Source organism: Anaerotalea alkaliphila, from assembly GCF_010179735.1.
GTDB lineage: Bacteria > Bacillota > Clostridia > Lachnospirales > Vallitaleaceae > Anaerotalea > Anaerotalea alkaliphila.
Genome location: NZ_JAAEEH010000003.1, coordinates 1 through 22,752, shown reverse-complemented (window position 1 = coordinate 22,752; position 22,752 = coordinate 1). Strand labels below are relative to the sequence as shown.

General features: G+C 59.7%; 27 protein-coding genes. 4 read left to right on the top strand and 23 right to left on the bottom strand.

Annotated features, from left to right (window positions below):
* Positions 1-80: 80 nt before the first annotated feature.
* Entirely contained in the window at positions 81-659 is a 579-nt protein-coding gene (locus tag GXN74_RS01825) for a DJ-1 family glyoxalase III (RefSeq protein ID WP_162369216.1), read from the bottom strand.
* Positions 660-749: 90 nt separating this feature from the next.
* On the opposite strand from GXN74_RS01825, the gene GXN74_RS01820 reads away from it, so the two are divergent.
* Positions 750-1,229: a CYTH domain-containing protein gene (locus GXN74_RS01820; protein WP_162369215.1), complete on the top strand. Its 480-nt coding sequence runs from the start codon at positions 750-752 to the stop codon at positions 1,227-1,229.
* Here GXN74_RS01820 and GXN74_RS01815 read toward each other — a convergent pair.
* Entirely contained in the window at positions 1,226-2,674 is a 1,449-nt protein-coding gene (locus GXN74_RS01815; protein ID WP_162369214.1) for a plasmid pRiA4b ORF-3 family protein, read from the bottom strand. The two genes, GXN74_RS01820 and GXN74_RS01815, sit on opposite strands and share 4 nt — an antisense overlap.
* Before the next feature lie 158 nt (positions 2,675-2,832).
* On the opposite strand from GXN74_RS01815, the gene GXN74_RS01810 reads away from it, so the two are divergent.
* Entirely contained in the window at positions 2,833-3,540 is a 708-nt protein-coding gene (locus GXN74_RS01810; protein WP_162369213.1) for a response regulator transcription factor, read from the top strand.
* Positions 3,537-4,931, top strand: a complete 1,395-nt coding sequence (locus GXN74_RS01805; protein WP_162369212.1) for a sensor histidine kinase — start codon at positions 3,537-3,539, stop codon at positions 4,929-4,931. Before GXN74_RS01810 ends, GXN74_RS01805 begins: the two co-directional genes overlap by 4 nt.
* 142 nt (positions 4,932-5,073) lie before the next feature.
* Here the strand turns inward: GXN74_RS01805 and GXN74_RS01800 are convergent, their stop codons facing one another.
* From GXN74_RS01800 to GXN74_RS01790, 3 genes are read right to left on the bottom strand one after another with little or no spacing between them, the layout of a single operon-like run.
* The gene (locus GXN74_RS01800) at positions 5,074-5,658 is read right to left on the bottom strand and encodes a protein-L-isoaspartate(D-aspartate) O-methyltransferase (RefSeq protein ID WP_162369211.1); all 585 of its coding nucleotides are present in this window, start codon (positions 5,656-5,658) and stop codon (positions 5,074-5,076) included.
* Positions 5,648-6,103 carry an NUDIX hydrolase gene (locus GXN74_RS01795; protein WP_162369210.1) on the bottom strand — a complete coding sequence of 152 codons (456 nt, stop codon included), beginning with the start codon at positions 6,101-6,103 and terminating at the stop codon, positions 5,648-5,650. Before GXN74_RS01795 ends, GXN74_RS01800 begins: the two co-directional genes overlap by 11 nt.
* A gap of 4 nt (positions 6,104-6,107) precedes the next feature.
* Positions 6,108-6,401: a hypothetical protein gene (locus tag GXN74_RS01790; RefSeq protein ID WP_162369209.1), complete on the bottom strand. Its 294-nt coding sequence runs from the start codon at positions 6,399-6,401 to the stop codon at positions 6,108-6,110.
* A gap of 69 nt (positions 6,402-6,470) precedes the next feature.
* Here GXN74_RS01790 and GXN74_RS01785 point away from each other — a divergent pair, with 69 nt between their 5' ends.
* Positions 6,471-6,827 (top strand): DUF6954 family protein, encoded by a 357-nt coding sequence (locus GXN74_RS01785; protein ID WP_162369208.1) that lies wholly within the window; start codon positions 6,471-6,473, stop codon positions 6,825-6,827.
* Here GXN74_RS01785 and GXN74_RS01780 read toward each other — a convergent pair.
* From GXN74_RS01780 to GXN74_RS01700, 18 genes are all read right to left on the bottom strand, one after another.
* On the bottom strand, positions 6,824-7,672 hold the full coding sequence (locus GXN74_RS01780) for a metallophosphoesterase (RefSeq protein WP_162369207.1): 849 nt from the start codon (positions 7,670-7,672) through the stop codon (positions 6,824-6,826). The genes GXN74_RS01785 and GXN74_RS01780 overlap by 4 nt on opposite strands.
* Positions 7,669-8,448 (bottom strand): 4,5-DOPA-extradiol-dioxygenase, encoded by a 780-nt coding sequence (gene ygiD, locus GXN74_RS01775; protein WP_162369206.1) that lies wholly within the window; start codon positions 8,446-8,448, stop codon positions 7,669-7,671. Before ygiD ends, GXN74_RS01780 begins: the two co-directional genes overlap by 4 nt.
* A 12-nt stretch (positions 8,449-8,460) precedes the next feature.
* Positions 8,461-9,669, bottom strand: a complete 1,209-nt coding sequence (gene rsgA, locus GXN74_RS01770) for a ribosome small subunit-dependent GTPase A (protein ID WP_212505675.1) — start codon at positions 9,667-9,669, stop codon at positions 8,461-8,463.
* A gap of 105 nt (positions 9,670-9,774) precedes the next feature.
* Positions 9,775-11,463 carry an alpha-glucosidase gene (locus GXN74_RS01765; RefSeq protein WP_162369205.1) on the bottom strand — a complete coding sequence of 563 codons (1,689 nt, stop codon included), beginning with the start codon at positions 11,461-11,463 and terminating at the stop codon, positions 9,775-9,777.
* A gap of 24 nt (positions 11,464-11,487) precedes the next feature.
* Positions 11,488-12,099 carry a carbohydrate ABC transporter permease gene (locus GXN74_RS01760; RefSeq protein ID WP_162369204.1) on the bottom strand — a complete coding sequence of 204 codons (612 nt, stop codon included), beginning with the start codon at positions 12,097-12,099 and terminating at the stop codon, positions 11,488-11,490.
* Positions 12,096-12,641 carry a carbohydrate ABC transporter permease gene (locus GXN74_RS14390; protein WP_246208551.1) on the bottom strand — a complete coding sequence of 182 codons (546 nt, stop codon included), beginning with the start codon at positions 12,639-12,641 and terminating at the stop codon, positions 12,096-12,098. The genes GXN74_RS01760 and GXN74_RS14390 overlap by 4 nt, the downstream gene beginning before the upstream one ends.
* On the bottom strand, positions 12,623-12,991 hold the full coding sequence (locus GXN74_RS14385; protein WP_246208550.1) for a hypothetical protein: 369 nt from the start codon (positions 12,989-12,991) through the stop codon (positions 12,623-12,625). Before GXN74_RS14385 ends, GXN74_RS14390 begins: the two co-directional genes overlap by 19 nt.
* Positions 12,992-13,023: 32 nt before the next feature.
* Positions 13,024-14,505: an ABC transporter substrate-binding protein gene (locus tag GXN74_RS01750; RefSeq protein WP_162369203.1), complete on the bottom strand. Its 1,482-nt coding sequence runs from the start codon at positions 14,503-14,505 to the stop codon at positions 13,024-13,026.
* Positions 14,506-14,631: 126 nt separating this feature from the next.
* On the bottom strand, positions 14,632-15,627 hold the full coding sequence (locus GXN74_RS01745) for a LacI family DNA-binding transcriptional regulator (RefSeq protein ID WP_162369202.1): 996 nt from the start codon (positions 15,625-15,627) through the stop codon (positions 14,632-14,634).
* 76 nt (positions 15,628-15,703) lie between these two features.
* Entirely contained in the window at positions 15,704-16,246 is a 543-nt protein-coding gene (locus tag GXN74_RS01740) for a dihydrofolate reductase family protein (RefSeq protein WP_162369201.1), read from the bottom strand.
* On the bottom strand, positions 16,247-16,414 hold the full coding sequence (locus GXN74_RS01735; protein WP_162369200.1) for a hypothetical protein: 168 nt from the start codon (positions 16,412-16,414) through the stop codon (positions 16,247-16,249).
* A gap of 22 nt (positions 16,415-16,436) precedes the next feature.
* Complete coding sequence (locus GXN74_RS01730; RefSeq protein WP_162369199.1) at positions 16,437-17,432, bottom strand: hypothetical protein; 996 nt, start codon at positions 17,430-17,432, stop codon at positions 16,437-16,439.
* Between the two features lie 19 nt (positions 17,433-17,451).
* A complete protein-coding gene (locus GXN74_RS01725) occupies positions 17,452-18,366 on the bottom strand; it encodes a cation diffusion facilitator family transporter (protein WP_162369198.1) in 915 nt (304 codons plus the stop codon).
* 28 nt (positions 18,367-18,394) lie between these two features.
* On the bottom strand, positions 18,395-19,276 hold the full coding sequence (locus tag GXN74_RS01720; protein WP_162369197.1) for an aldo/keto reductase: 882 nt from the start codon (positions 19,274-19,276) through the stop codon (positions 18,395-18,397).
* Positions 19,277-19,460: 184 nt separating this feature from the next.
* Positions 19,461-19,610: a FeoB-associated Cys-rich membrane protein gene (locus GXN74_RS01715; protein WP_162369196.1), complete on the bottom strand. Its 150-nt coding sequence runs from the start codon at positions 19,608-19,610 to the stop codon at positions 19,461-19,463.
* 6 nt (positions 19,611-19,616) lie between these two features.
* Positions 19,617-21,629, bottom strand: a complete 2,013-nt coding sequence (feoB, locus tag GXN74_RS01710) for a ferrous iron transporter B (RefSeq protein ID WP_162369195.1) — start codon at positions 21,627-21,629, stop codon at positions 19,617-19,619.
* A 67-nt stretch (positions 21,630-21,696) separates the two neighbouring features.
* Positions 21,697-21,909, bottom strand: a complete 213-nt coding sequence (locus GXN74_RS01705; RefSeq protein ID WP_162369194.1) for a FeoA family protein — start codon at positions 21,907-21,909, stop codon at positions 21,697-21,699.
* Between the two features lie 195 nt (positions 21,910-22,104).
* Positions 22,105-22,614, bottom strand: a complete 510-nt coding sequence (locus GXN74_RS01700) for a nitroreductase family protein (protein ID WP_162369193.1) — start codon at positions 22,612-22,614, stop codon at positions 22,105-22,107.
* Positions 22,615-22,752: the final 138 nt, after the last annotated feature.

Here is a 22,752-nt window from a genome sequence, read left to right as displayed (position 1 = left end):
CACAATGACCCCTTTTAAACCATTTGTCCATTATAGCATAGACAAAAACAGATTTCCATACCTTTTTGCCGGGCCCGCGGTTAATTCCGCCCTCCCTTGTGCAAGCTGAAGGTCCAGCCGCTCTGCATGGCTTTCGCAAGCTTCTCCACATCCTTCACCGGAAGGGATTCCGTCAGAAGCTCGAAACCGAAGTCCATGGCCACGCCGGCCCCCTTGGCGGTGAAAATGTTCCCGTCCTTGGTGTAGGCCAGCCCTGTGGCCTTGGCACCCTCCATCTTCCCTTCGTATCCCGGGTAGCAGGTAGCCTTTTTCCCCTGCAGGATCCCCAATCCACCCAGGACGCTGGGGGCCGCGCAAATGGCGGCCAGACGCTTCCCCTGTCTGTGGGCCTCTTTCAAGGTGTCCCCCAGCCCCTGGTGTTCCCCCAGATTCAAGGTTCCCGGCATGCCGCCCGGAAGGATCAGCAGGTCGCATGCCTCCTCCTTCTTCTCCTCGAACAGGCGGTCGCACTGGAGGGGGATCCCATGGCCCCCTTCCACCAGAAGGTCCCCCGTGACGGAGACCACCTCCAGGTCCACCCTCCCGCGCCGCAGGACATCCATGATATTCACAGCTTCTATCTCCTCGAATCCTGTAGCCAAATAAATCGCAGCCTTCATCGCTTCTACCTCCATGCAAAAAACATTTTGTATGCAACCGGGGTTTGTGGTACCATATGCCTGTCAACCACTGCACAGAAAGGGGTTCTTATGGAAATCGAAAGAAAATATCTGGTCAGGGAACTGCCTCCGGACCTGGGGGGCTTTCCCCACCTCGACATCCGCCAGGGCTACATCTCCACGGATCCGGTCATCCGCATCCGCCAATGGGGGGAGCTTTTCATCCTTACCTGCAAGGGAAAGGGCTTCGTTGAAAGGGAGGAATGGGAACTCCCTTTGACCCGGGAACAGTACCTGGGCCTTGTGCCCAAGCTGGAGACACCCCAGTTGGAGAAGACAAGGTACTTCCTTCCTTATAAAGGAGGGCGCACCATCGAGCTGGACGTCTTCCACGGTCCCTTGGAGGGCCTCCTTCTGGCGGAGGTCGAGTTCGAAGACCGGCCTGGTGCGGATGCTTTCCAGCCCCCGGACTGGTTCGGCCCGGAGGTCTCCGAGGACCCCAGGTTCCAGAACAGCCGGCTTGCCGTCACCGGCTCCCTTCTGGATCTGGGCCTGGAGGACAGGCTCTAGCGCCGGATGCGTCCGATCCCGTTCTTTTCCTCCCACTCCCTCCAGCTCCAGCCTCCCAGGGATGCATTGGGCATCTCGCGGCGGAGTTCGGAGACGGCTTTTTGTACCTCCCTGTCCAGTTTGCCTCCCCCAAGTTCCAGGCTTTCCTCCAGCAGCAGGTACAGGTCCCCGTCTTCCGCTCCCATGTGGATGCCGCCGATGAGCCGGTAGAGGAGCGTGTACATGGAAACCTCGCTGCCTCGCATCTTCTCCAGGATATGATCCCCCAGGAACTGGTAGGCGGGAATCCTGGAAGAAAGGTCGACTTCCCCTTTTTTTGCGTAGTCCTCCAGCAGCCCTTTCTTGTAGCCGCATCCAAGCTCCCTGCGGTTCTCCAGTATGAACTCCACCACCTCCCGGTCCTGCATGGTCACCCATACGGTCTCGTCGTCCGTTTCCTGTTCCATCCCGTTCCAATAGAGGAAGGGCACGGTCTCCCCAGGATTCCAGGCCGCCAGGTCATGACCGGCTTCCGCCAGCGTCCCGCACATCTCCAGTAGGACCTCCTTTTCCAGGACTCCATAGCTGTTCATCAGGAAAAGCATGGCCTCTTCCGTGCGCAGCAGCCTTAGGATGTTTTCCCTGGTGGACTTGGCGTTCAGGTAGAACTGGAAGTAATTCCTGCATTCCGCAGGGACCTGGCAGACACAGGGCTCCGTCAGGTTGCCCACGCCCCGCAAGCGCAGCAAACCCAGCTCCTCCAATCGGACAAGATGGTTCAGTTCCATTTCTCCGACGGTCTCCAATGCCTGGATCGATCCGTCCAAAACCTGGGAAAGCGCCATGCAGGAAAGCGCATCCAGGGCCCTTTCCAGCAAATGGAGGTCCCCCTTCAACCTTCCGGCCACCGCTTCCGCCAGTTCCCGCTTCCTCTTACCCCTGGCCCCCCGTATGCCCAGCAGGCTGCAGACTTCCAGCAGGTCCTCCTTCCGTTGCATCTCCAGCAGGTCTTCCATGGAATCCTGGATTTCTTCCACAACCACCTGCTGGGTAGCCGGGACGTCCGGATCCAGGTCTTCCAGGGGAAATCCCCTTTGGACTTCGACCACCCTTGCCGTTCCCTTTTCCTTCGACTCCCAGACCTTCTTCACCTCCACATGGAATTCCATGTCTTCACCGAAATCGTACAGGTAGAGGAACTTGCGCCTGGGCTTTAGTTCCAGGCTGTCCAGGCTGGTCCTGTCCGCCAGGCGCCTTTTGTCCTCGCAACGCGGGCTGTAGATGGAGTCCGGCCCGTAAGCCGCCCTTTCCATGTTGAAAAGGTACAGATGTCCCTCCTCCAGCGCAAATGCGTCCTGGATCGCCTTGTGGAGCAGATCCAGTGTCTCCCCTCCATCCATCTCTATGACACAGTAGACTTTGTCAAAGCCTCTGGGATATGTCTTCAAACGGTAATTCGTATGCATCGGCCCGTCCCTTTCCATTTTTCTCTATCATACCCCATGCCCCTTCCCCGCACAAGCAGATTTCCCCGCCTTTTCCATGAAATCTCCATAAAAAAATGGTATAATCCAGTATAATAGGCCGCACCCGACCGGGGCGGCGGAACGGAAAGGTGGATCCCATGGACACGGAAACCAAGAACATCCTTGTTGTGGAGGACGAGGAGAAGATCCTCGCCTTCATAGAATCCTATCTCCAGAACAGCGGCTATCATGTCTTCAAGGCCTACCGGGGGCTGGATGCCCTCCGCCTCTTCCGGGAGCACCCCATGGACCTGGTCGTGCTGGACCTGATGCTTCCGGACCTGAGCGGTGAACAGATCTGCCGGGAAATCCGCAGATCCTCCACCGTTCCCATCATCATGCTCACCGCCAAGGCCCAGGAGGAAAACATCCTGCAGGGTTTCGAGCTGGGGGCCGACGACTACATCACCAAACCCTTCAGCCCCAGGCAACTGGTCGCCAGGGTGAAGGCCCTCCTGCGCAGGAGCACCTTTCCGGCGGAGGAGGCTCTGGAGACGCTGGACTTCGACGGCGGCGCACTGGTCATCGACCCCTCCGCCCATGTGGTGTGGAAGCGGGGTGCTTCCCTTTCCCTGACCCCCAGCGAATTCAAGCTGCTCCTCACCCTGGCCCGGCGCCCCCGGAAGGTCTTCACCCGGGAAGAACTGATCCAGATCGCCTTCGAGGACGACTACGCAGGGTATGACAGGACCATCGACTCCCATATCAAGAACCTGCGGGCGAAGCTGGAGGACGACCCAAGGAACAGCCGCTACATCTCCACCGTGCGGGGCATCGGTTACCGGTTCGGAGGTGGACCGGAATGAAAAGGATGCGGTATTCCCTGCGCACCACCCTTACCCTCTCCTACCTCCTCATCGTCCTGGCGGTCATCGGCCTGTCCGGCCTTGCCGCAAACACCTACGTGAAGGGGCAGTTCAAGAACTACGTGGTCCAGCGCCAGGAGAAGCAGACGACGGAACTCATCAACCTCATCCTCCGCCAGTATTTGGCGGACGGCGCTTTGGACCCCACCTCCCTGGAACATGCGGGCATGGGGGCGTTGGAATGGGGAATGGTCATCCGTGTTGCGGACGACCGGGACGAGCTGGTCTGGTCGGCGACCGACCACAACGCCGGCCTTTGCGAAGCCATGATGTCCAACATGCAGCGGAACATGCAGAGCTATTATGCGGATTGGGAAGGCGCCTACCAGGAGACCCTCCATCCCCTGATGGACGGCGACACCCGGATCGGCACCCTCACCGTGGGGACCATCGGCCCCTTCTATTTCAACGACGAGGAGCTCCTTTTCCTGCGGGCCTTCAACCGCATGTTCCTGCTGATGGGCCTTCTTTCCCTTCTGTTGGCCGCAACCCTGGGGGCCTTCATGTCCTTTAGGATCAGCACCCCCCTCCACAGGACCGCCCGTAGGGCTTTGGACCTGGCCGAGGGGCGCTATCCGGAGAAGCTGGCCGACACCTCCAGCACCACGGAAATCCAGCAGCTGATGGGGGCCATCAACCAGCTGGCCGAGGCCTTGGAAGGAAAGGAAAAGCTGCGGAAACAGCTGACCCAGGATGTGGCCCACGAACTCCGCACCCCCCTCACCTCCGTCCAAGGGCATATGGAGGCCATGATCGACGGCATCTGGCCCATGGATGTGGGCCGCCTTTCCAGCTGCCACGAGGAGGTGCTCCGGATCCAGAAGCTGGTGGGGAGCCTGGAAGACCTCTCCGGCATCGAAAACGGGAACCTGCTCCTGCACAAGAAGGAGTTCGACCTGTCCCAGCTGGTGCTGGGAATCCTGGCCAACCACGAAAGGGACCTGCTGGACAAGCGCATCCAGGTGGATTATGTTCCTGAAACGACCCTATTCTTCGGAGACCCGGACAAGATGGGCCAGGTCTTCCACAACCTCCTCTCCAACGCCGTGAAATACTCCCGGGATGGAGGGTCCGTCCGGATCCGGATGGAGCGGGATTCCGGGAACCTTTGGATCCGCATCCGGGATACGGGGATTGGAATCGCCGCCGAGGACCTTCCCCTGATTTTCGAACGCTTCTACCGGGTGGACAAGTCCCGGAACCACTCCACCGGAGGCATCGGTGTCGGACTTACCATCACCAAGTCCATCGTGGAGGCTCATGGAGGCAATATCCAAGCCTCCAGCATCCTTGGCCAAGGAACGGAAATAGCCATCCGGCTGCCCCTCTAGGGCAGGCGGATGGCTATTTTTCATCCCATGAACCGGAAAGCCTCCAAGGGGTCCATGCGGGACACCTTGAGGGCCGGCAGCATACTGGACAGAAGCCCTATGACGACCGAAATCCCCAGCGATGCCAGAAGCAGCTATTTCCTCATCTCCATCCGTATTTTCCCTTCAGTTCCACGAACCGGACGTTCTCGATGGCTTCCACGTCCACTTCCCCCATCAGGTCCTTGGTCACCAGCAAGAGTTCCTGCATGCTGGGGGGGCCCACCGGAATCACCATCCTTCCGCCCTCCTTCATCTGGTCCACCAGCTCTTCCGGTATCCTTCCGGCCGCCGCCGTGACCATGATCCGGTCGAAGGGCCCCTCTTCCGGCCATCCCAGACTGCCGTCCCCCACCTTGAAGCGGATGTTCCCGTACCCCAGGGCCTCCAGCCTGTCCTGGGCCTGGTCCGAAAGCTCCCGGATCCGCTCGACCGTGAACACCTCCTTGGCGAAGGGTGCCAGCAGGGCGGTCTGGTAGCCGGAACCGGTGCCCACCTCCAGGACCCGGCTGTCCTCCTCCGGCGACAGCAGCCTCGTCATTTCCAGCACCAGGCTGGGTTGGGATATGGTCTGCCCGTAGCCGATGGGCAGGGCGCTGTCCACTTCCGCATAGGCCTTGAATTCCCCCTCCAGAAAAAGGGACCGGTCCAGCTCTTCGAAATGGGTCACCAAACGGTCATAATCCATCTTTTCCACCTCCTGGAATCTCCAATCCTTTCCCCCGCATCCAACGCACCACTTCGGTCAGCATCACCGGGGGAATCCGGGCATAGGTCATGGCCTGGGGCAGCCGGTCGAACAAACCCGTTTCACCGATTTCATGCTCCAGCCCCCCGTCCATCGCTTCCACCTCCGCGTAGAAGAGCATGCCGTATCCCGCCTCTCCCGCTTCCTCCACCCCATAGGGGCAGACCGGGTGCAGCCTGTACCTGCTGGCACCCGTTTCCTCCCTGAGCTCCCGATGGGCGGCTTCTTCCGGGCTCTCCCCCGGTTCCACATGCCCTGCGGGGAGCTCCCAGGTGGTCCGCTCCCGGTGCCGGACCAGGAGCCACCTGCCCCTGTGGCTTGCGGCGATGATGGCGTAGGAACATCTGGGGATGGGGGTACCCGGCGCATAGAACCGCACTTCCATGGGCCTACATGTCCGGGACCCAGACCTTCTTGGTCTGGATCAGCTCCACCGGCACGGGGAAGGTCAGTTTTTCCGGAGACTTCGCAAAGAAGATGAATCCCTGATAGGCCGTCAGGTACTTGTATTTTTTTGTGAAAGCTCCGTACTCCGCCATGACGACCATGGGATACTCCGTCCTGGTCAGGATCCTGCGGAAGTCTTCCGGTGCCAGATAGACGATGGCTCCGTTCGCTTTGACTGCGTTGCTGATGGCGGCGGCGGCTGCCGCGGCCGCTCCTGTTGTGGCTGCTGTGCTCATTCCCTTCTCCTTCCTTCCCCCTTTCCACTTCCGTTGAATCCGGGTATAATGGATGCAGGAGGTGTTGTTATGAAACAGTTTGTCGCAGGGTTGCTCTTTTTCGCCGTCGGGTCGCTTCTGGGGTTCTTCGGTGTCTTCGTTTCCGTCTTCGCGGACGGAGGAACGGCGGAACGTCTGGCCACCATCGCCGTCCTCCTTCTTCTGCACGGCCTGGGGGGATTCCTGGGCGGATTCCTGTTTCCCCGCCACGCCTGGTTGTGGGGACTGCTGCTGGCCGCTCCAGGTGTCCTGCTGCTGGGCCTCTATCTGCAGAATGAACCCAATCCCCTATACGTCCTCTACATGGCCCTACTGCTCCTTTGGGCCGTCGGCGGGAACCAGTCCGGTGCCCGGCTCGGCCAGCGCAGAAAGGACCTCCGCCCTTAAGGGACGGGCACAAGCTCCACAAGGACAACCTCCGCCGGATTGAAGATCCTGGGCAGCCTTGGGTTGAAAGCCAGCCCCCGGCTCACCACATGGGTGGTCGTCCCGTGGCGGTAGATTCCCCCTGCGTAGGGCGGAAGGAACCCCTGGTTGGGGGCGTAGAGTCCGTTCAGAAGAAGGGGGATGCGCCATTGTCCTCCGTGCGCGTGTCCCGAAAGGACCAGGTCGAAGCCATAGCCGCGGTAGGTCCGGATCCCTTCCGGCCGGTGTGCCGCCAGGATCTGGTATCCCTCCATGGGCCTCTTGGCAAGCGGTGCCATCAGTTCCTGGAGGCTGTCCGGATCCGTTCCCTTTCCCAGGCGCAGGATCTCCAGGTCCTCGATTCCGCTGATCCCAAGCAGGCTCTCCCCTACCTTGAGGGTGGCCGTCTCCTGGGAGAGCACCCGGACTCCGTGGCTTGCGAACAGGTCCTTCACAGCCTCCACGTCCGGACGCCACCACTCATGGTTCCCGGTGACATAGAAGGTGGGGGCCATGCCCTTGATCCCTTCCAGGAACAGGACCGTGCCCAGGTCCGGAGCCACATCGTCGGCGATGTCCCCGGCCAGGACCAGCAGGTCCGGTTCCTCCCGGGCTATCCTCTCCAGCAGCTTCCCCTGTCCCGTTCCGTAGATGTGGCTGTGCAGGTCCGTGACCAGCACGATGCGGACGGGACTTTTTATATGGGGGGAGTCCGTCTCCACCACATGACGCCGGGTCACCGGCCCGTGCCAGAGGGCAAGGACCAGAAACACCAGGAGGCTTACGGCCAGGACCGGTCTTTTGTTGGAAACCGCAGGGCGCCTCATCCGATCAGGTAGCAGGTCATGGAAACGGATCCCATGATACGGCTTTCGTTGAAGACCTCCACCTGCTCCCCCTGCTCCGCCGCCCCCAGCACATACAGCAGGGGATAGAAGTGGTCCGGCGTGGGGACTGCCAGTCTGCCCGCCTCTCCCGCTGCCCCATGGTCCGCCGCCTCCTCCGGCCGGTGCAGGCGGCCGTTCTTCCGCACCCTGTCCAGGATCCAACGGTCGAACATGTCCGCCCAGGGGAATCCGTCCCGTTTGTGGAAATCCACCAGGCGCAGGTTGTGCACCACGTTCCCGCTGCCCAGAATCAGGACCCCTTCCTCCCGCAAGGGTTGGAGGCTGCGTCCCATGGCCAGGTGCGCCTCGGGGGGCGCCGTGGCGTCCACGCTGACCTGGAAGACGGGAATGTCCCTTTCGGGGTACATCCGCTGCAGCACGGACCAGGTCCCGTGGTCGATGCCCCAGCTGTTGTCCGTCGAAGCCTCCACCGGCAGCATCCCTTTGGCCCTGCGGGCCAGTTCTGGCGCCCCCGGCGCATCGTAGACGATTTCATACAGTTCCCGGGGGAACCCGTACATGTCATGGATGGTCCTTGGGGCCTCCGCCTCCAGGACCCGGGTCCCTTCCGTATACCAGTGGGCGGAAACGGAAAGGATGGCCTTCGGCCGGGGGATCTTCTCGGCGACCTTCTCCCAGGACCGGGTGAAGCTGTTGTCCTCCACGGCGTTCATGGGCGAACCGTGGCCGATGAATAGGACCGGCATTTTCATCATACGCTTCTCCTCCTATTTCCTCTTGTTCTTTCCCTTGATGTAGTTCCGGGCGTTCTTCACGCCGCCAAAGCCGGCGAACATGGTGCGGACCTTCTCCTGCTCGATCTGTCTCGCGTTCAGGCCGTCGTACTTGGCTTCCTTCTTCAGCTTCCTCCAGCTTTCCAGACGCTCCCGGGAGAGTTCCCCTTCCTCCACCGCCCGCCGGACGGCGCATCCTGGTTCGTCCTGGTGGGTGCAGTCCTTGAACCGGCACTGCTCCGCCAGGGCCTGGACCTCCTCGAATGTCCTGTCCAGGTCCGCCGATTCCAGTCCCAGTTCCCGCATGCCTGGAGTGTCGATGACGGCCCCACCCCCGGGGATAAGGAACAGTTCCCTGCGGGTGGTGGCATGCCTTCCCCGGTCATCGTCCTCCCGGACCGCTTTCGTCCGGATCCGCTCCTCCCCCAGCAGCCGGTTGATCATGGTGGATTTCCCCACCCCGGAGGACCCCAGGAAGGCGGCGGTCCTCCCTTCCCCGAGGTAGGGGGCCAAGGGTTTCCATCCCTCCTCCCGGAAGCTGGAGGTCAGGACCACTTCGACTCCAGGGGCCGTCCGCCGCACCTCCTCCATCCTTTCTTCCCATTCCGGGCAAAGGTCCGCTTTGGTCAGGACGACCACCGGTGTGGCACCGCTGTCCCAGGCGATGGCCAGGTAGCGCTCCAGGCGGCGCAGGTTGAAGTCCCGGTTCAGGGACATGCAGAGGAACACCGTGTCGATGTTGGCCGCCACCACCTGGACCTCCCCGGCATTGCCGGGATCCTTGCGCACGAAGGCGCTGGTCCGGGGCAGGATCCGATGGATGATGGCATGGCCTCCGGCGTCGTCCGTCCGGTCCACCAGCACATGGTCCCCCACCGCAGGGTAGTCCCTCCGGCTCTGCGCCCCGTGCCGCAGCTTTCCGGATATTTCCGCCAGGACCTCGGCGTTCCCCACTGCCACCTTGTAGAGGTCCTTGTATTGGGACACCACCCTGCCGGGATGCAGGCCTTCCTCCCCTTCGCCGTACCATGCATGGCCACAGGCGTTGCAGAAGGCTGTGGGCCCCTCCGTATCGCAGCCGTCCCCCAGCCGGACCTTGCCTGCCTGGGCCTCCAGAAAAAGGGCGTGGTCCGCATGGCCGTAGACCACCGGCACCACATCCGCCGAACCGCAGCGTGGACATCTTCCTTTCGCATCATCCATTCCGAACACACCTCCATTCCATATCCCCGAGCTGGTGGGCGCCAATGGAAAAGCACCCCCCTGGCATGATTATATCATACCAGGGGGGTGCTTTTCATCTTTCTTCTAGCTGGTAATCTCCAGGACAAGGGCTTCATAGGGTCGGATGTGCAGGGCTCCCCCCTTTTCCCCTTCCAGGTCCTTGTAGTTCCCCAGGATCCTCCTGGTCCAGGGGATCCTGATTTCGCCGGATTCCTTTCCCATGTTGGCCACGACCAGGACCGACCGGCCGGCCGCATGCCGGATGTACGCCACAATCCGTTCCTGCTCCAGGGGTACTTCCCGGATGCCTCCATGGACCAGGACGGGCTTCCATCGGTCCGACTTCCGCAAGGCGATCAGCTTCCTGTAATAGGACAGCAGGGAACCCTCTTCCTGCAGCTGCTTCGCCACATGTTGGTTCCTCCAATCGGGATGCTGCTTCAGCCAGGGCGTATGGGTGCTGAATCCCCCGTGGTCGCTTCCGTCCCATTGCATGGGTGTCCTGGAATTGTCCCGGCTCCTCCGGTGGGCGACCTTCAACGCCTCTTCCCGGGTATGTCCGGCCTCCAAGGCCCGCTTGTACTGGTCGCGGGTGTTGACGTCGTCGTAGTCCCCGATGCTCTCGAAGGGGCAGTTGCGCATGCCGATTTCCTGTCCCTGGTGGATGAACGGCGTGCCCCGGAGGAGGAAATAGAGGGTGGCCAGGGCGCTTCCCATATGGTAAAGATGCTTTTCCTCCAGTCCGTCCCGTTCGAAATACTTGTTGATGCTTCTGGGCTGGTCATGGTTCTCCAGATAGACGGCGCCCCATCCCACCGCCTGGATGCTTTCCTGGCTTCTGAACAGGGCCCGTTTGAACTCCCCCCAGGTCCAGGGCGCCTCCTCATACCAAGGGGCATGGGGTACCAGGTCGATGTCCGTGTAGCTGAAATCGAAGAGCATGGAGAAGCACCCCTCTTCCCCGATGTACGCCCCCAAATCCCCATAGGGGACTCCGGGCGCCTCCGCCACGGTCATTGCGTTCCTGGGCCCGTAGGTGTTGTCTTTCATTTCTCTCAAGAATTCGATGATTCCAGGCTGGTTCAGGGAGGATTTGGCCACCTCCGCCATCCCGTCCGCCTGGTCCGCCGCCAGGGTGGGGAACCGGAGGTCTTTCTTGATGAAGGTGATGGCGTCCATGCGGAACCCGCCCACGCCCTTGTCCAGCCAGAAGTTCATCATGTCGTAGATTTCCTGCCGCAGCTGCGGATTCTCCCAGTTCAGGTCCGGCTGCGTCCTGTCGAAGGCATGGAAATAGCATTCCCCTTCTCCCGCCTGTTCCCAGACGGAACCTCCAAAGAGGCTCCGTGCATTGGACGGAGGCGCTTCCCCCTCCTTGAAGATGTAGTAGTCCCTGTAGGGACTCCCGGGATCCCCCAGAGCCGCCTTGAACCAGGGGTGCTCGTCGGAGGTATGGTTCAGGACCATGTCGATCACGACAACGATGCCGTGCTTTTTCGCTTCGGCCAACAGTCCCTCCATGTCCTCCATGGTGCCGAACGTCGGGTCTACGCCATAGTAGTCGGAGATGTCGTACCCGTTGTCCCGCATGGGGGAACGGTAGAAGGGACACAACCAGACCGCATCCACCCCCAGTTCCTTCAGGTATCCCAGCTTCCGGGTCACGCCCCCCAGGTCTCCGATTCCGTCCCCGTTGCTGTCACAGAAACTCTTGGGGTAGATCTGATACACCACCGCCTCTTTCCACCAGGCTGCTTCCATCGTTGTTTCCATAGTTCCTCCTAAGTCTTGTGTCCGTCAGCTTTTCACGGCCCCGTCCGAAACGCCGGAAATGAAGTGTTTCTGCAGGGCCAGGAACAAAAGGATGACCGGGATCGAGCTGACCATGACCGCCGGAATCACCAGTTCCCAGGGATTCCCATACTGCCCGGCCAGGCTTCTCGCGTAAAAGAGTTCCAGCGTCAACGTCTTGGTCTTGGTGTTTCCGATGACCAGGAACGGCAAGAGGTAGTCGTTCCAGATCCACATGGTGTTCAGGATGATGACCGTCACGGTGGTGGACTTCACCAGCGGGAAGACGATCCGAAAAAAAACCTGGCTGAGCTTGGATTTGCTCCGCACCATGACCCAGGCCGCCAAAGCGGACACCGTCACCAATAGGAAAAGGGATGCCACCGTCCCCAGCAGGGTGTACATCAAGGCTTGCAGCAGGTTTATCTGCTCGATGGCGTTCCTGATGTAGGACAGGTCCCACGATTGGGGCATCCCAAGAGGATTCCCGACGATTTCGCTCTGCCCCTTGAAGGAATTCACGAACATGAAATACAGGGGAAACAGGGTATAGCCGGCGATTCCCGCCAAAACCACGCCCAACAGTCCCTTGACTGCCTTTTTCTTCCAACCGTTCATGCCTCGACCTCCTTCTTCTTCGTGATGTACACCTGCACCATGGATACCACTGCAATCAGAAGGAAGAACACCACCGCCTGGGCCTGGGCTGCGCCATAGTCGGGCGGGCTTGTATCCTTGGTCGTCCGCAGGATCTGGAGGGCCAGCATCCTGGTGCCGAAGTTTCCTTCCGTCAAGGCTACGTTCTGGTCCAGGAGCTTGAAGCTGCTGGACAGGGTCAGGAAGAGCACCACGGTGAAGGAGGGCATCAGCATGGGTGTCGTGATGTGCAGGAATTTCTTCCATGCCCCCGCCCCATCGATGTCCGCCGCCTCGTACAGGCTGTCGGGGATGTTGTTCAGTCCCGTCAGGTAGATGATCATCATATAGCCCGCGGACTGCCAGGTCGTCATGATCACCATCGCGAGAAGCGCCTTGGTGGGATTCTGGGTCATGTTGGTCAGGAATTCCATTGGCAGGACACCGGAGGGTCCGAAGAGGATTTCCGTGAATACATTCTCGAATATGAATTTCCAGATGAAGCCTAAGGCAAGCCCCCCCAACAGGTTGGGAAGGAAATAGACGGAGCGAACAGACTTTTTCCGAAACGGATCCTCTTGATCATCAGGGCCATCCCCAGGGCCACCACGTTGATGGTCGCCAGCGCCACCACCGTATAGGTCACCGTATAGGTGAACGCATCGATGAACTGGCGGGAAGTGAAAATCCGTTTGTAGTTGTCGAACCCCACCAGCGCCTGCCACCAGGTGTCCCCTCCGACGAAGTAGGTCCCCCTCCAGCCTGTAAAGGAATAGGCGACTCCCATCAGGAAAGGGATCAGGATGATGAACAGGAACAGGATGACGGCAGGTGCGGACAGCAGCAAAAACCATTTCTTGTAGAATTTTTCCATGGGACCACCTTTCATGCACAGGGGATGCTAGCCTAATAGCTGCTCAGTTCCTTCCACTGGGTGATGCAGGTTTCCACCATCGCATCAACGTCTTCCTGTGTCCACACCTCTTTCACCAGCAGATTTTCCATCATGAACTTCCCGTAGCTTTCCGGGCCCCAGGATGTGGGGGCTCCGTTGAAAGGATTGGACAGCACGTTCCCTTCCCGCATGTACACAATCAGATCGGTGCTCAAGGGGTTTTCCAGCCGGGTGTCCGCGCTTGCGTTGAAGGGAACGAAGGCGAATTCCTCCACGATGAACCTCTGGCCTGTTTCCGTGGTGTTCAGCCATACCAGGAATTCCTGCGCGGCCACCTGCTCGGTTTCCTCCACCTTCCTGTTGATGCTGTAGTACTGTGCGACGAATTCCGGGATGGAACGGTTGAACTTCTCTGCCGTCAGTCCCTCCACCTGGATGTCTTCATCCGCAAAAGGCAGCTTCATGGGCAGGATGGTGCTGTTTTCCGCAACCGTTTCGTCCAGTTTGCGCACATTGGGATAGATCCAGTTTCCCTGCTTGATGAACAGCGCTTTGCCTTCGGCGAACGTCTGCACCACCTGGTCGTATCCGGTCTTGGTTGAATTGATCAGCTCCGGTCCCCTCTCGAGGCTCCCTTCCGGCCCGGCGATATGATCGGTCTTGAACCCGTAGGCTTCGATGGATTTCCGCAGAGGTGAGCGCATCTGCTCCACTTGCTCCTCTGTTGCCGACCGGGCTGCAGCCAGGCTGCCGAACACTGCGTTGAGGGCATAGTTGCTGAAATGGTCTCCATAGGTCCACCGCTCCGCGCCCGCCACGGCGAAGACACCGTTCAAGGCGGCCGTCCGTTCCGTCATCTGGTCTGCCAGGGTGTAGGTGTTGCCGTTTAAAAGGACGGTCCCTGCTGTTTCGTTCTTGATGTACCCGTCCACTGCCTCCACGAACGCCCGGAATTCCCCGTAGCCCGCCGCCTTGAAATCCGCCACGATACCGTCGGCCTGCTCCAGTCCGAACAGCTCCCCAAGCATCCGCTTGTCGACGATCAGTCCATATCCCTCCACATTGTAGGGGATTCCAAGGTTTTCTCCCGCCTCCGTCTGCAGGCGCATCCCTTCGGGAATCGAATCCGCCAGCACCTTCAGCTCCGGAATCCCCTCTTCGGCCAGGTCCAGCACAAATCCGCCTTCCTGCCATTCCCTTGCCGCTCCTGCGCCGATGGAGAAGATTGTGGGCTTCTCCTTGGAATTCATCTCCGTGCGGAGTGTCTCGAGGACATCCGAGGTTCCCAGGGAGAACAGCTTGACCTTCTTGCCGGTCTCCGCCTGGTACACCTCCACCAGCTTCTCGAAGGCTTCCGCATTCTCGCTTTTTCCGTTGAAGATGTAGAAATCGTACTCCTTCTGTGCGGTGCCTTTCCCACAGCCGGCCAATGCCGACATGTACAGCCCAAGAACCAAAAACAATGCAACAACTTTCCCGTTTTTCCCTAACATGTGCATCCTCCTTTTATTATGAAACATGTTTCATAGCGGCCAAAAAGAGGCGGCCAGTCCGGCCTGCATCTTTTTGAAACATGTTTCATTCCTACGTTCACATTATATTCCATGCCCGGGCATCCGTCAAGAGGGAATTCGACTTTTTGTCGTGTTTCCCTCCCGCAAGGACACCTCCAGCATGTTCATGGCAGGCTTCGCCGGCCTTCCCTCCAACAGGTCCACCAGCACCCCGATGGACCTGTTCGCGATTTCCTTCACCGGCTGCACGATGGTGGTGATGTCCAGGAGATTCGTGTCCACCACGTAGGTTCCGTCGTAGGCCACAACGCAAAGGGTCTCCGGCACCTTCCGGCCGATTTGCCTTGCCGCCTTCAGGAAGGCCACCGCCGGCAGGTCCGCCGCCATGATTCCGTCGATTTCCGGGTTCTTTTCCAGAATCATCTTCGCCAACTCCAGATATCCGTCGAAATCGAAATTGCTCCATTTGATTTCCACCGCCTTCACCTGGACCCCCCGGGCCGACAGGATCTCTTCCAGAGCCCGGTGGCTTTGGAAGGACAGGACCTCCGGAGCGTCCAGTCCGCAGATGTGGATGATGTTCCTGCAGCCGCCCTCCAGGAATTTCTGCGCAGCCAGGATGCCCCCCGTCCTGTGGTCGGACACCACCACCGGAATCTCCTCGTTCACCTTGTGGTCCAGCATGACCAGCGGCTTTTGGAACGCCTCGTATTCTTCGTCCTTCAGATTGCTGACCCCCATGATCACTCCGTCCACGATGTTGGACCTGAAGGTCTTCATGTATTCCCGTTCCCGGGCGATGTCGTCGCCGGTGCTGCAGAGCATCATCTTGTACCCCTGCTGGTACAGCTCCTTTTCTATCTGGTCCGCCAGGCTGGAAAAAAAAGGGTGCCGGATGCTGGGCACCAGCATGGCGACGATTCCTGCCCGCTGCTTGAACATTCCCCTTGCCAGCTCGTTCGGTATGTAGTTGAGCTCCTTCATGGCTTGCTCGATCCTCTGCCTGGTCTCCTCCGCCACAGATGCGCTTCCGTTCAGCACCCTGGAAACGGTGCAGGCGGCCACGTTCGCTTTTTTCGCCACATCCCGTATGCTTGCCATATCCTGTCTCCTCCCACTCAATGAAATATGTTTCATTCTACCATATCCGCGGCAAAAAGGGAATGCATGATTTCACTCATGCATTCCCTTTCCTGTACCGCAGTTCCACCATGCCGTCCAGGGGCCTGACACCCTCCAGCTCCAGCCTGTTCTCCTTCCCGCTTTCCACAAACAAGGGGATCCCTTCCCCCAGCAGGACCGGGATGATGGTGATGATGTAGCGGTCGATGGCGCCGGCCTCCACCAGGGGCGCCAGCAGCCTGCTTCCTCCCACAATCCAGATGTCCTTGCCGGGAGTCCTCTTCAGGTAACTCAGGAAACGGACCAGGTCCCCGCCGACCCATTCCACCCGGCCGTCTTCCTCCGGTTCCCCGCTGCTGGCCACATAGCACTTCTTTCCCTCATAGGGCCAATGCTCCGGGGAGATTTCCCGGACCACCTGCTCGTAGGTCTTCCGACCCATGACCACCGTGTCGACTGTCCCGTAGAAGGCCTCGTAGGCTTCCTCCACCTCCGGAACCTCCTGCCCGATTGCAGGAAGCCAGTCCAGCGAACCGTCCTTCCTGGCGATGTAGCCGTCCAGGCTTGCGGCGATGTACAGCACGACTTCTCTTCCCATCTACGCCTCCGTCCTTTCATATTCCCTGGTGTCGAACCCCAGCCGACCGGCGATTTCCACCAACGCCTCGTCCTTCGCCGTCTGCACCGCGATGATTTCAGCGGCCGCAATGGGCCCTGCCGTGGCAAGGAAGGCAACCAGCCCGTCCCTCAGTTTCTTGTGATCCATTCCGTTCCCTCCTTTTCTCGCTTCAATAGCCTACCTCGCCGAAGGCTTCCATGAGCTCCTGGAACCGCAGGGTGTCGATGGTTTCCGCGCCGCCTGTGATCCCTCCATGGATCTTGTCCATCTCCCGGGAGAGTTCCATCCAGACGGCCTGGACCTCCCCGTATCCTTCCCCTAGCCCAGCGATGAAGCCGTCGTGCGCAGGCTTCATCGCCATGGCCTGGGCAAGCTGTTCCAGCGGGATTTCCATCTCGACCTCCAGGTCCCTTCCCGAGGCGCCCTTTCGCACCTCCAGGTACCCCTGGAACTCCGAGAAAAGGGGCCAGACCTCGCCCACCAGCCAGAAGTGGATCCCATCGATTCCGGCCCTAGCACTGCCACCGGCATCTTTCCCGGAACCCTCTTCCACCTCCCCGTGCACGTCGCCCCATTCCTCTTCCATGGCATGGCCGGCTGTGACCAGGTTGGACAGGAACACGTCCGCCAGGTCGTCATCCATCCCGGCGATGAGCCATTCCCCATCCTGCTTCACACAGGGGATCTCCAGGGTGGCTTCCTTGAAGCGCTCCTCCATCCCTCCCGCCTTCTCCAGAAGGATTTCCATGAAGATGCGGGTCAGGACGTCCTCCGTCTGCTCCTCTCCCCCAAGGACCAGCTCCATGGACCGGGTGTTGTACTCCTGCAGGGTTGCAAGGTAGATTTCCTGGGCGTCCACGTACCGGGTCTCCACCGTGACCGTGGCCTTGTTCCCCTCCACTGCAGCGCCGATTACATTGTAGGTCATCTTGGCCGCATTCCCCTTCAGGTATTCCAGCAGCAAGAGGGAGTCGGGATTCTCCTCCAGCAGCATGTCGTCCAGGTCATGGGCCTCTCCGGCGGCCAGGCCGGACCGCATGCCTTCCAGGTCGAAGCGCCGTGTGTCGCTGAAGAACTTCTCCACCGCATCCTCGGGCCTTCCTCCCCCGCAGGCGCCCAGCAGTCCGACGGCCCCCAGGAGGAGCAGCAAAATAAACTTTTTCATATCATTTCCTTTCCTTGGCTCACCGGCAATCCCGATTGCCGCATTCCTCGCTTTCGAAATCCACTTCGATGGTGACATGGCCGATGCCCTGGCCGTCCATCCGCTTCCGGATCTCCCCCTTGATCCTTCCCATCTCCCGGATGCCGCTCCCGTCCGCCACCACCACATGGGCGGAGAGCATCGCCTTTTCCCCCTCCAGGGACCAGAGGTGGACATGGTGGACCGAGAGGACCCCAGGGACCTTTCCGATCTCCTCCTCCACCGCCTCCAGGGAAAAGTGGGCCGGCACCCCCTGCAGGAGGATGTGCAGGATCTGCTTCAGGTTGATCCCCACATGGTAGAGGACGTAGAGGGTGATTCCCAGGGAGAGCAGCGGGTCCAGCACGGGGATGTCCACGAAGAGGAGCACCAGTCCCGCCACCAGGATGGCCACCCAGCCCAGCACATCCTCCAGCAGGTGCCAGAGCACCACCTTCTCGTTGAAGGAGGTCCCCTTGTTCAACTGGAAGGCCGCCAGGCCGTTCACCAGGATGCCCAGCACCGCGAGAGCCATCATGCCTGCCGCATGGACCTCCTGGGGATGGAAGATCCGGGGCACCGCCCGGCTGAGGACGAATGCGGAGCCTGCCACCAGGACCAGGCTGTTGACCAATGCCCCCAGCAGACTGAACCGGGCGTAGCCGTAGGAAAACTTCCGGTCCGGGGCCTTATCCCCGTATCGTCCCAGAAACCAGGCGATTCCCAGGGATAGGGAATCCCCCAGGTCATGGACCGCATCCGACAGGATAGCCACGCTGTTGGTGGCCATCCCTCCCACGATCTCCACCAGGGTGAAGGTGAGGTTCAGGAAGAAGGCCGTCCGGATATTCTTCTGCCCGCCGCGGCCGCCGTCGTTGGCATGGCCATGGGTGTGGGTGTGGTCATGCGCTTCCATGGAACCTCCTCCTTTCAAACCGGGTTTCCTAGAACCCTACGTTCTGGAACTTCCTTGGGATGTCCGGCTCCTCCCCGATCCGGCCGTAAACGGACAGCTTGGCGATTTCCTCCATGTCCCTGTCCGAAATGGAGAAGCCGAACACATTCCCGTTGTTCCTGATCCTGTCCAGATTGGCGGACTTGGGGATGGGGACCACCCCGTGCTGGAGGACGAACCGGACGCAGATCTGGGCGATGGTCTTCCCGTATTTCTCCGCCATGTCCTGGAGCACCTTGTGCTCGAAAGCCTTCCCTTGGATCAGGGGGCTCCATCCCTCCATCAGGATTTCCCGTTCCTCACAGTAGGCCCGCAGCAAAGGCTCCGTGCACTGGGGATTGAATTGGACCTGGTCCACCATGGGCTTGGTCCTGCCGTTTTCCGCAAGCAGTTCCAGATGCTCCATCATGAAATTGCTGACCCCGATGGCCCGGACCTTCCCCTTGTCATATAGCTCCTCCAGGGCGCTCCAGGTCTCCAGGATGTCCTCCTTGTAGCGGTCCTTGTGCTCCTCGATCACCGGCCAGTGGATCATGTACAGGTCCAGATGGTCCATCTCCAGCCGCTCCAGGCTCTGCTGGTAGGATTCCAGCGCCTTCTTGTATCCGTGGTCCGCATTGGGCAGCTTGCTGGCCACGAAAATTTCCTCCCGGGGAAATCCCGACATGCGGACCCCCTTCCCAACGCCCCGCTCGTTCTGGTAGGCCGCGGCCGTATCGATGTGCCTGTATCCGCTCTCGATGGCATCGCATACGGCCTGTTCCACCACCGTATCCGGCATCTTCCATGTCCCGAATCCCACACAGGGAACCTCCACTCCGTTGTACAATCTCCATTTGGAGGACAGGTCCTTGACTTCTCTTTGTATCATAGGTTTCACCTCAACCTTTCCTTAAATGTGGCACGCCGTTCCATCCGCCTGCCCGCTTCGTTTGGATTTCTGAGAACATTGTACCATAATCCAGGCAAAAATTCCGCTCCGGGGGGCAAAGAGGGAGAGAAATTTTCTCCCCCGGCGAAAAAGGCGCCTGCAACTGCAGACGCCTTTTTCGTGTTCAAGAACCTTTATGACACTTTTCCCTTTTCTCCAGTCCGCATCCGGCCGAACATCCCGGACAGGTGTTGCTTCGCAGGTTCCGGTAGGTCTTCCGGGCGGCCAGGGCCACCAGGACGAAAAAGATTGTTCCTATGATGATTGTAGGCATACCGCATCACTCCTGACAGGCCAGCTCATTTTGTGCGTCCCTCGCACGGTTCCTTTGGACCAGGACTGCCGCCAGGGCAGCCAGCCCGCCCAACACCAGGCCCGCCGGAACCGCTCCCGGGGCCCATTTGCCGTAGACCAGCAGGCTTCCCGCCTGGGCCGCCAGGATGCCGATTCCGTAACCGGCAGCCAGTTGGAACAGGATGGCCCTGGCCAGCCACTTCCTGCTTCCAAGCTCCGCATTCATGGCGCCGATGGCCGCGAAGCAGGGCGGGGTGAAGAGGTTGAACAGGAGGAAGGCGAAGCCTGTGACGGGAGTGAAGTTCTCCGCCAGGACCCCGCCCGGGGCGTGCAGGGCCTCCTCGGAAACGGTGGCGAAGAGGATGGCGAAGGTGGCCACCACATTCTCCTTTGCCACGAACCCGGTCAGGGCTGCGGCCGCCATCTGCCAGCCCGCCACCCCCAGAGGGAGCAACAGGGGCGCCGCCAGCCCGCCGACGCCGGCCAAGATGCTGGCCCCCTGGTCTTCTGCAGGCTGCAGGTTCCATCCATAGCTCTGCATGAACCAGACCAGCGTGTTCATCACCAGGATGATGGTGGATGCCTTGACGACGAACCCCTTCCCCTGGTGGACCATCTGCCGGAAGGCGTGGCGCAGGCTCGGCACCTTGTATTCCGGAAGCTCCATGATGAAGGTGGAGGATTCCTCCCAGGGGAAGATCCTCTTCAGCAGCAGTCCTCCCAGAATCACCGCCAATCCCGCAATCCCGTACACCGCGGGCAGGATCCAGGTGCTCCCTGGAAAGAATACGGCGGAGAACAGGACGATGATGGGAAGCTTGGCGCTGCAGGGGATGAACGGGGTCAGGATGGTGGTGGCGACCTTCTCGTTCTCGTCCTCGATGGTCCTGGTGGCCATGACTCCTGGAATGGAGCATCCGGACCCCACGATCATGGGAATGATGGACTTTCCGGAAAGACCGATTTTTTTGAAATAACGGTCCATGACCACCGCCACCCGGGCCATGTAGCCGCTGTCCTCCAAAAGGGCAAGACAGAAGAAGAGCACCAGGATCAGGGGCAGGAAGCCCAGCACCGCCCCAACCCCCGCGATGGCTCCGTCCACAATCAGGGCCTCCAGCATGGGATGGACGCCCAGGCCGCCAAAGAACCCATGGGCCGCATCCGGCACCAGTTCCCCGAACAGGGTCCCATTCACCCAGTCCGCCAGGAAACCTCCCAGGCCATTGATGGAAAAGGCGTACACCGCCCACATCACCAGTCCGAAGAGGGGCAGTCCCAGGAAAGGATTGGCCACGACGCGGTCGATCCTGTCGCTCGTTGTGATCCGGGTCTTGTCCCTCTTCCTTTGGAGATGGGTCTGCACGATTCCTTTCACATAGGCTTGGCGTTTTTTGTCCTCCCCTTCGCCTCCCCGGCCTTCAAAGGCAGGGTTGCCGGACGCTCCGGCCGCAGCAGCCTGTCCCACCGCCCGCAACAGCTCGTCCAGGCCCTCTTCCCCGTTGGCCCGGGTTTCCACCACCGGACACCCTAGGGCATCCGCCAATCCTTCCACCTGGATGCTGTTCCCGCTGCGCTTCAGCACGTCCTGCTTGTTCAGGGCCACCACTAGGGGAATCCCCAACTCCAGCAGCTGGGTGGTGAAGAAAAGGCTCCGCTCCAAGTTGGATGCGTCCACGATGTTCAGCAGCACGTCCGGGTTTTCCGCAAGGATGAAGTCCCTGGTCACGGCCTCCTCGCTGGTGTAGGGAGCGATGGAATAGGCCCCCGGAAGGTCCACCACCCGCACCTGGTTCCGGCGGTTGCCGTCCCCCTTTCCGGTTCCGGCTTCTTTCATGTCCTGCAGCCCTGCCAGCAGCTTGTATTTCCTTTTCAGGTTCGCTTCCTTTTTCTCCACCGTCACGCCCGGCCAATTGCCCACATACTCCGTCTTGCCGGTGATGGCGTTGAACAAGGTCGTCTTCCCCGAATTCGGGTTTCCGGCCAATGCGATCTTCATATGCTCCTCCTGTCTTTAGGGTTATATCGATAATCATTCTCATTCGCTAATCAAAAAAAATTGTCCTCTACGCCAGTTCTATCGCTCCCGCCATTTTCTTGTCGATGGCGTATCTGCCGTCCCCCACGCTGATGATGTAGTTCCCTGCCAGGATGGAAACCAGGGTGATTTCCTGCCCCTCGCTGCAACCCAGGGAAAAAAGGAATTTTTGGATTTTCTCCGTAGCTGTGATGGATTTGACGACTCCCGTATGGCCCGCTTTCGATTTGGTCAAAGGCATGCCGCACCTCCTTTTCATTCGTTGTCCCACTCGTTTTCAAAATCCGCATCGTGTTGATAACCGTTTTCATTTTCAATTATAACCACTTTGCAGATTTTTGTCAACAATATATCAAAGCATTCCGTATGGTTTTTCAAACCTTAGGAAGGGACAGGACGTCCGCATCGCCGCATCCGTCCTGTCCCTTCCTTTAGCCTACCATTGGTTGTAATGGATCTTCTCCGGATTGTACTTGTCCCTGGGTTCTTTGGGCTCCTTGGCATGCCCCAGGGCGATGATCCCCACGGGCAACATGCCTCCGGGCAGCTTCAGGATCCTTGCCATATCCACCTCCAGGTCCTCCACCGGATGGATGCCGATCCAGACGCCTCCCATACCAAGGCCGTGGATGGCCAGGAGCATGTTCTGCATTGCGGCCGAGCAGTCCTCCAACAGGAATCCCAGCTCCGGCTGAAGCGTGGTGTCGCCGCAGACCACGATGGCCGTGCCTGCGGAAGGGAGCATCTTCGCATGGGTGTGCGCCTCCGCAATAGCCTCCAGCGTATCCGGGTCGTCCACGATCATGAACTGCCAGGGCTGCACGTTGTGGGCCGATGGAGCAGCGAATCCCGCCCGCAGGATCTGGTCCAAAACCTGGTCCCCCACCCTTTCCCCTGTAAACTTACGGATGCTTGTCCTTGTCATGATTGCCTGCAATACGTCCATGTCCTTTACCTCCTTGTAAGATATTGTTACGGGACAGATTAAGAAATCATCCCGAATGTTCCTTGAAAATGCAACTTTAATATTCGAATGAATCAACAGACACCACGTATTGAATTTCAACCATCTCATAGGTATAAT

What these genes read in the sequence shown, in the direction of transcription:
- GXN74_RS01825 (WP_162369216.1), bottom strand. Translation starts at nt 659, where the DNA reads ATGAAGGCTGCGATTTATTTGGCTACAGGATTCGAGGAGATAGAAGCT.
- GXN74_RS01820 (WP_162369215.1), top strand. Translation starts at nt 750, where the DNA reads ATGGAAATCGAAAGAAAATATCTGGTCAGGGAACTGCCTCCGGACCTG.
- GXN74_RS01815 (WP_162369214.1), bottom strand. Translation starts at nt 2,674, where the DNA reads ATGCATACGAATTACCGTTTGAAGACATATCCCAGAGGCTTTGACAAA.
- GXN74_RS01810 (WP_162369213.1), top strand. Translation starts at nt 2,833, where the DNA reads ATGGACACGGAAACCAAGAACATCCTTGTTGTGGAGGACGAGGAGAAG.
- GXN74_RS01805 (WP_162369212.1), top strand. Translation starts at nt 3,537, where the DNA reads ATGAAAAGGATGCGGTATTCCCTGCGCACCACCCTTACCCTCTCCTAC.
- GXN74_RS01800 (WP_162369211.1), bottom strand. Translation starts at nt 5,658, where the DNA reads ATGGATTATGACCGTTTGGTGACCCATTTCGAAGAGCTGGACCGGTCC.
- GXN74_RS01795 (WP_162369210.1), bottom strand. Translation starts at nt 6,103, where the DNA reads ATGGAAGTGCGGTTCTATGCGCCGGGTACCCCCATCCCCAGATGTTCC.
- GXN74_RS01790 (WP_162369209.1), bottom strand. Translation starts at nt 6,401, where the DNA reads ATGAGCACAGCAGCCACAACAGGAGCGGCCGCGGCAGCCGCCGCCGCC.
- GXN74_RS01785 (WP_162369208.1), top strand. Translation starts at nt 6,471, where the DNA reads ATGAAACAGTTTGTCGCAGGGTTGCTCTTTTTCGCCGTCGGGTCGCTT.
- GXN74_RS01780 (WP_162369207.1), bottom strand. Translation starts at nt 7,672, where the DNA reads ATGAGGCGCCCTGCGGTTTCCAACAAAAGACCGGTCCTGGCCGTAAGC.
- ygiD (WP_162369206.1), bottom strand. Translation starts at nt 8,448, where the DNA reads ATGATGAAAATGCCGGTCCTATTCATCGGCCACGGTTCGCCCATGAAC.
- rsgA (WP_212505675.1), bottom strand. Translation starts at nt 9,669, where the DNA reads ATGGATGATGCGAAAGGAAGATGTCCACGCTGCGGTTCGGCGGATGTG.
- GXN74_RS01765 (WP_162369205.1), bottom strand. Translation starts at nt 11,463, where the DNA reads ATGGAAACAACGATGGAAGCAGCCTGGTGGAAAGAGGCGGTGGTGTAT.
- GXN74_RS01760 (WP_162369204.1), bottom strand. Translation starts at nt 12,099, where the DNA reads ATGAACGGTTGGAAGAAAAAGGCAGTCAAGGGACTGTTGGGCGTGGTT.
- GXN74_RS14385 (WP_246208550.1), bottom strand. Translation starts at nt 12,991, where the DNA reads ATGGAAAAATTCTACAAGAAATGGTTTTTGCTGCTGTCCGCACCTGCC.
- GXN74_RS01750 (WP_162369203.1), bottom strand. Translation starts at nt 14,505, where the DNA reads ATGTTAGGGAAAAACGGGAAAGTTGTTGCATTGTTTTTGGTTCTTGGG.
- GXN74_RS01745 (WP_162369202.1), bottom strand. Translation starts at nt 15,627, where the DNA reads ATGGCAAGCATACGGGATGTGGCGAAAAAAGCGAACGTGGCCGCCTGC.
- GXN74_RS01740 (WP_162369201.1), bottom strand. Translation starts at nt 16,246, where the DNA reads ATGGGAAGAGAAGTCGTGCTGTACATCGCCGCAAGCCTGGACGGCTAC.
- GXN74_RS01735 (WP_162369200.1), bottom strand. Translation starts at nt 16,414, where the DNA reads ATGGATCACAAGAAACTGAGGGACGGGCTGGTTGCCTTCCTTGCCACG.
- GXN74_RS01730 (WP_162369199.1), bottom strand. Translation starts at nt 17,432, where the DNA reads ATGAAAAAGTTTATTTTGCTGCTCCTCCTGGGGGCCGTCGGACTGCTG.
- GXN74_RS01725 (WP_162369198.1), bottom strand. Translation starts at nt 18,366, where the DNA reads ATGGAAGCGCATGACCACACCCACACCCATGGCCATGCCAACGACGGC.
- GXN74_RS01720 (WP_162369197.1), bottom strand. Translation starts at nt 19,276, where the DNA reads ATGATACAAAGAGAAGTCAAGGACCTGTCCTCCAAATGGAGATTGTAC.
- GXN74_RS01715 (WP_162369196.1), bottom strand. Translation starts at nt 19,610, where the DNA reads ATGCCTACAATCATCATAGGAACAATCTTTTTCGTCCTGGTGGCCCTG.
- feoB (WP_162369195.1), bottom strand. Translation starts at nt 21,629, where the DNA reads ATGAAGATCGCATTGGCCGGAAACCCGAATTCGGGGAAGACGACCTTG.
- GXN74_RS01705 (WP_162369194.1), bottom strand. Translation starts at nt 21,909, where the DNA reads ATGCCTTTGACCAAATCGAAAGCGGGCCATACGGGAGTCGTCAAATCC.
- GXN74_RS01700 (WP_162369193.1), bottom strand. Translation starts at nt 22,614, where the DNA reads ATGGACGTATTGCAGGCAATCATGACAAGGACAAGCATCCGTAAGTTT.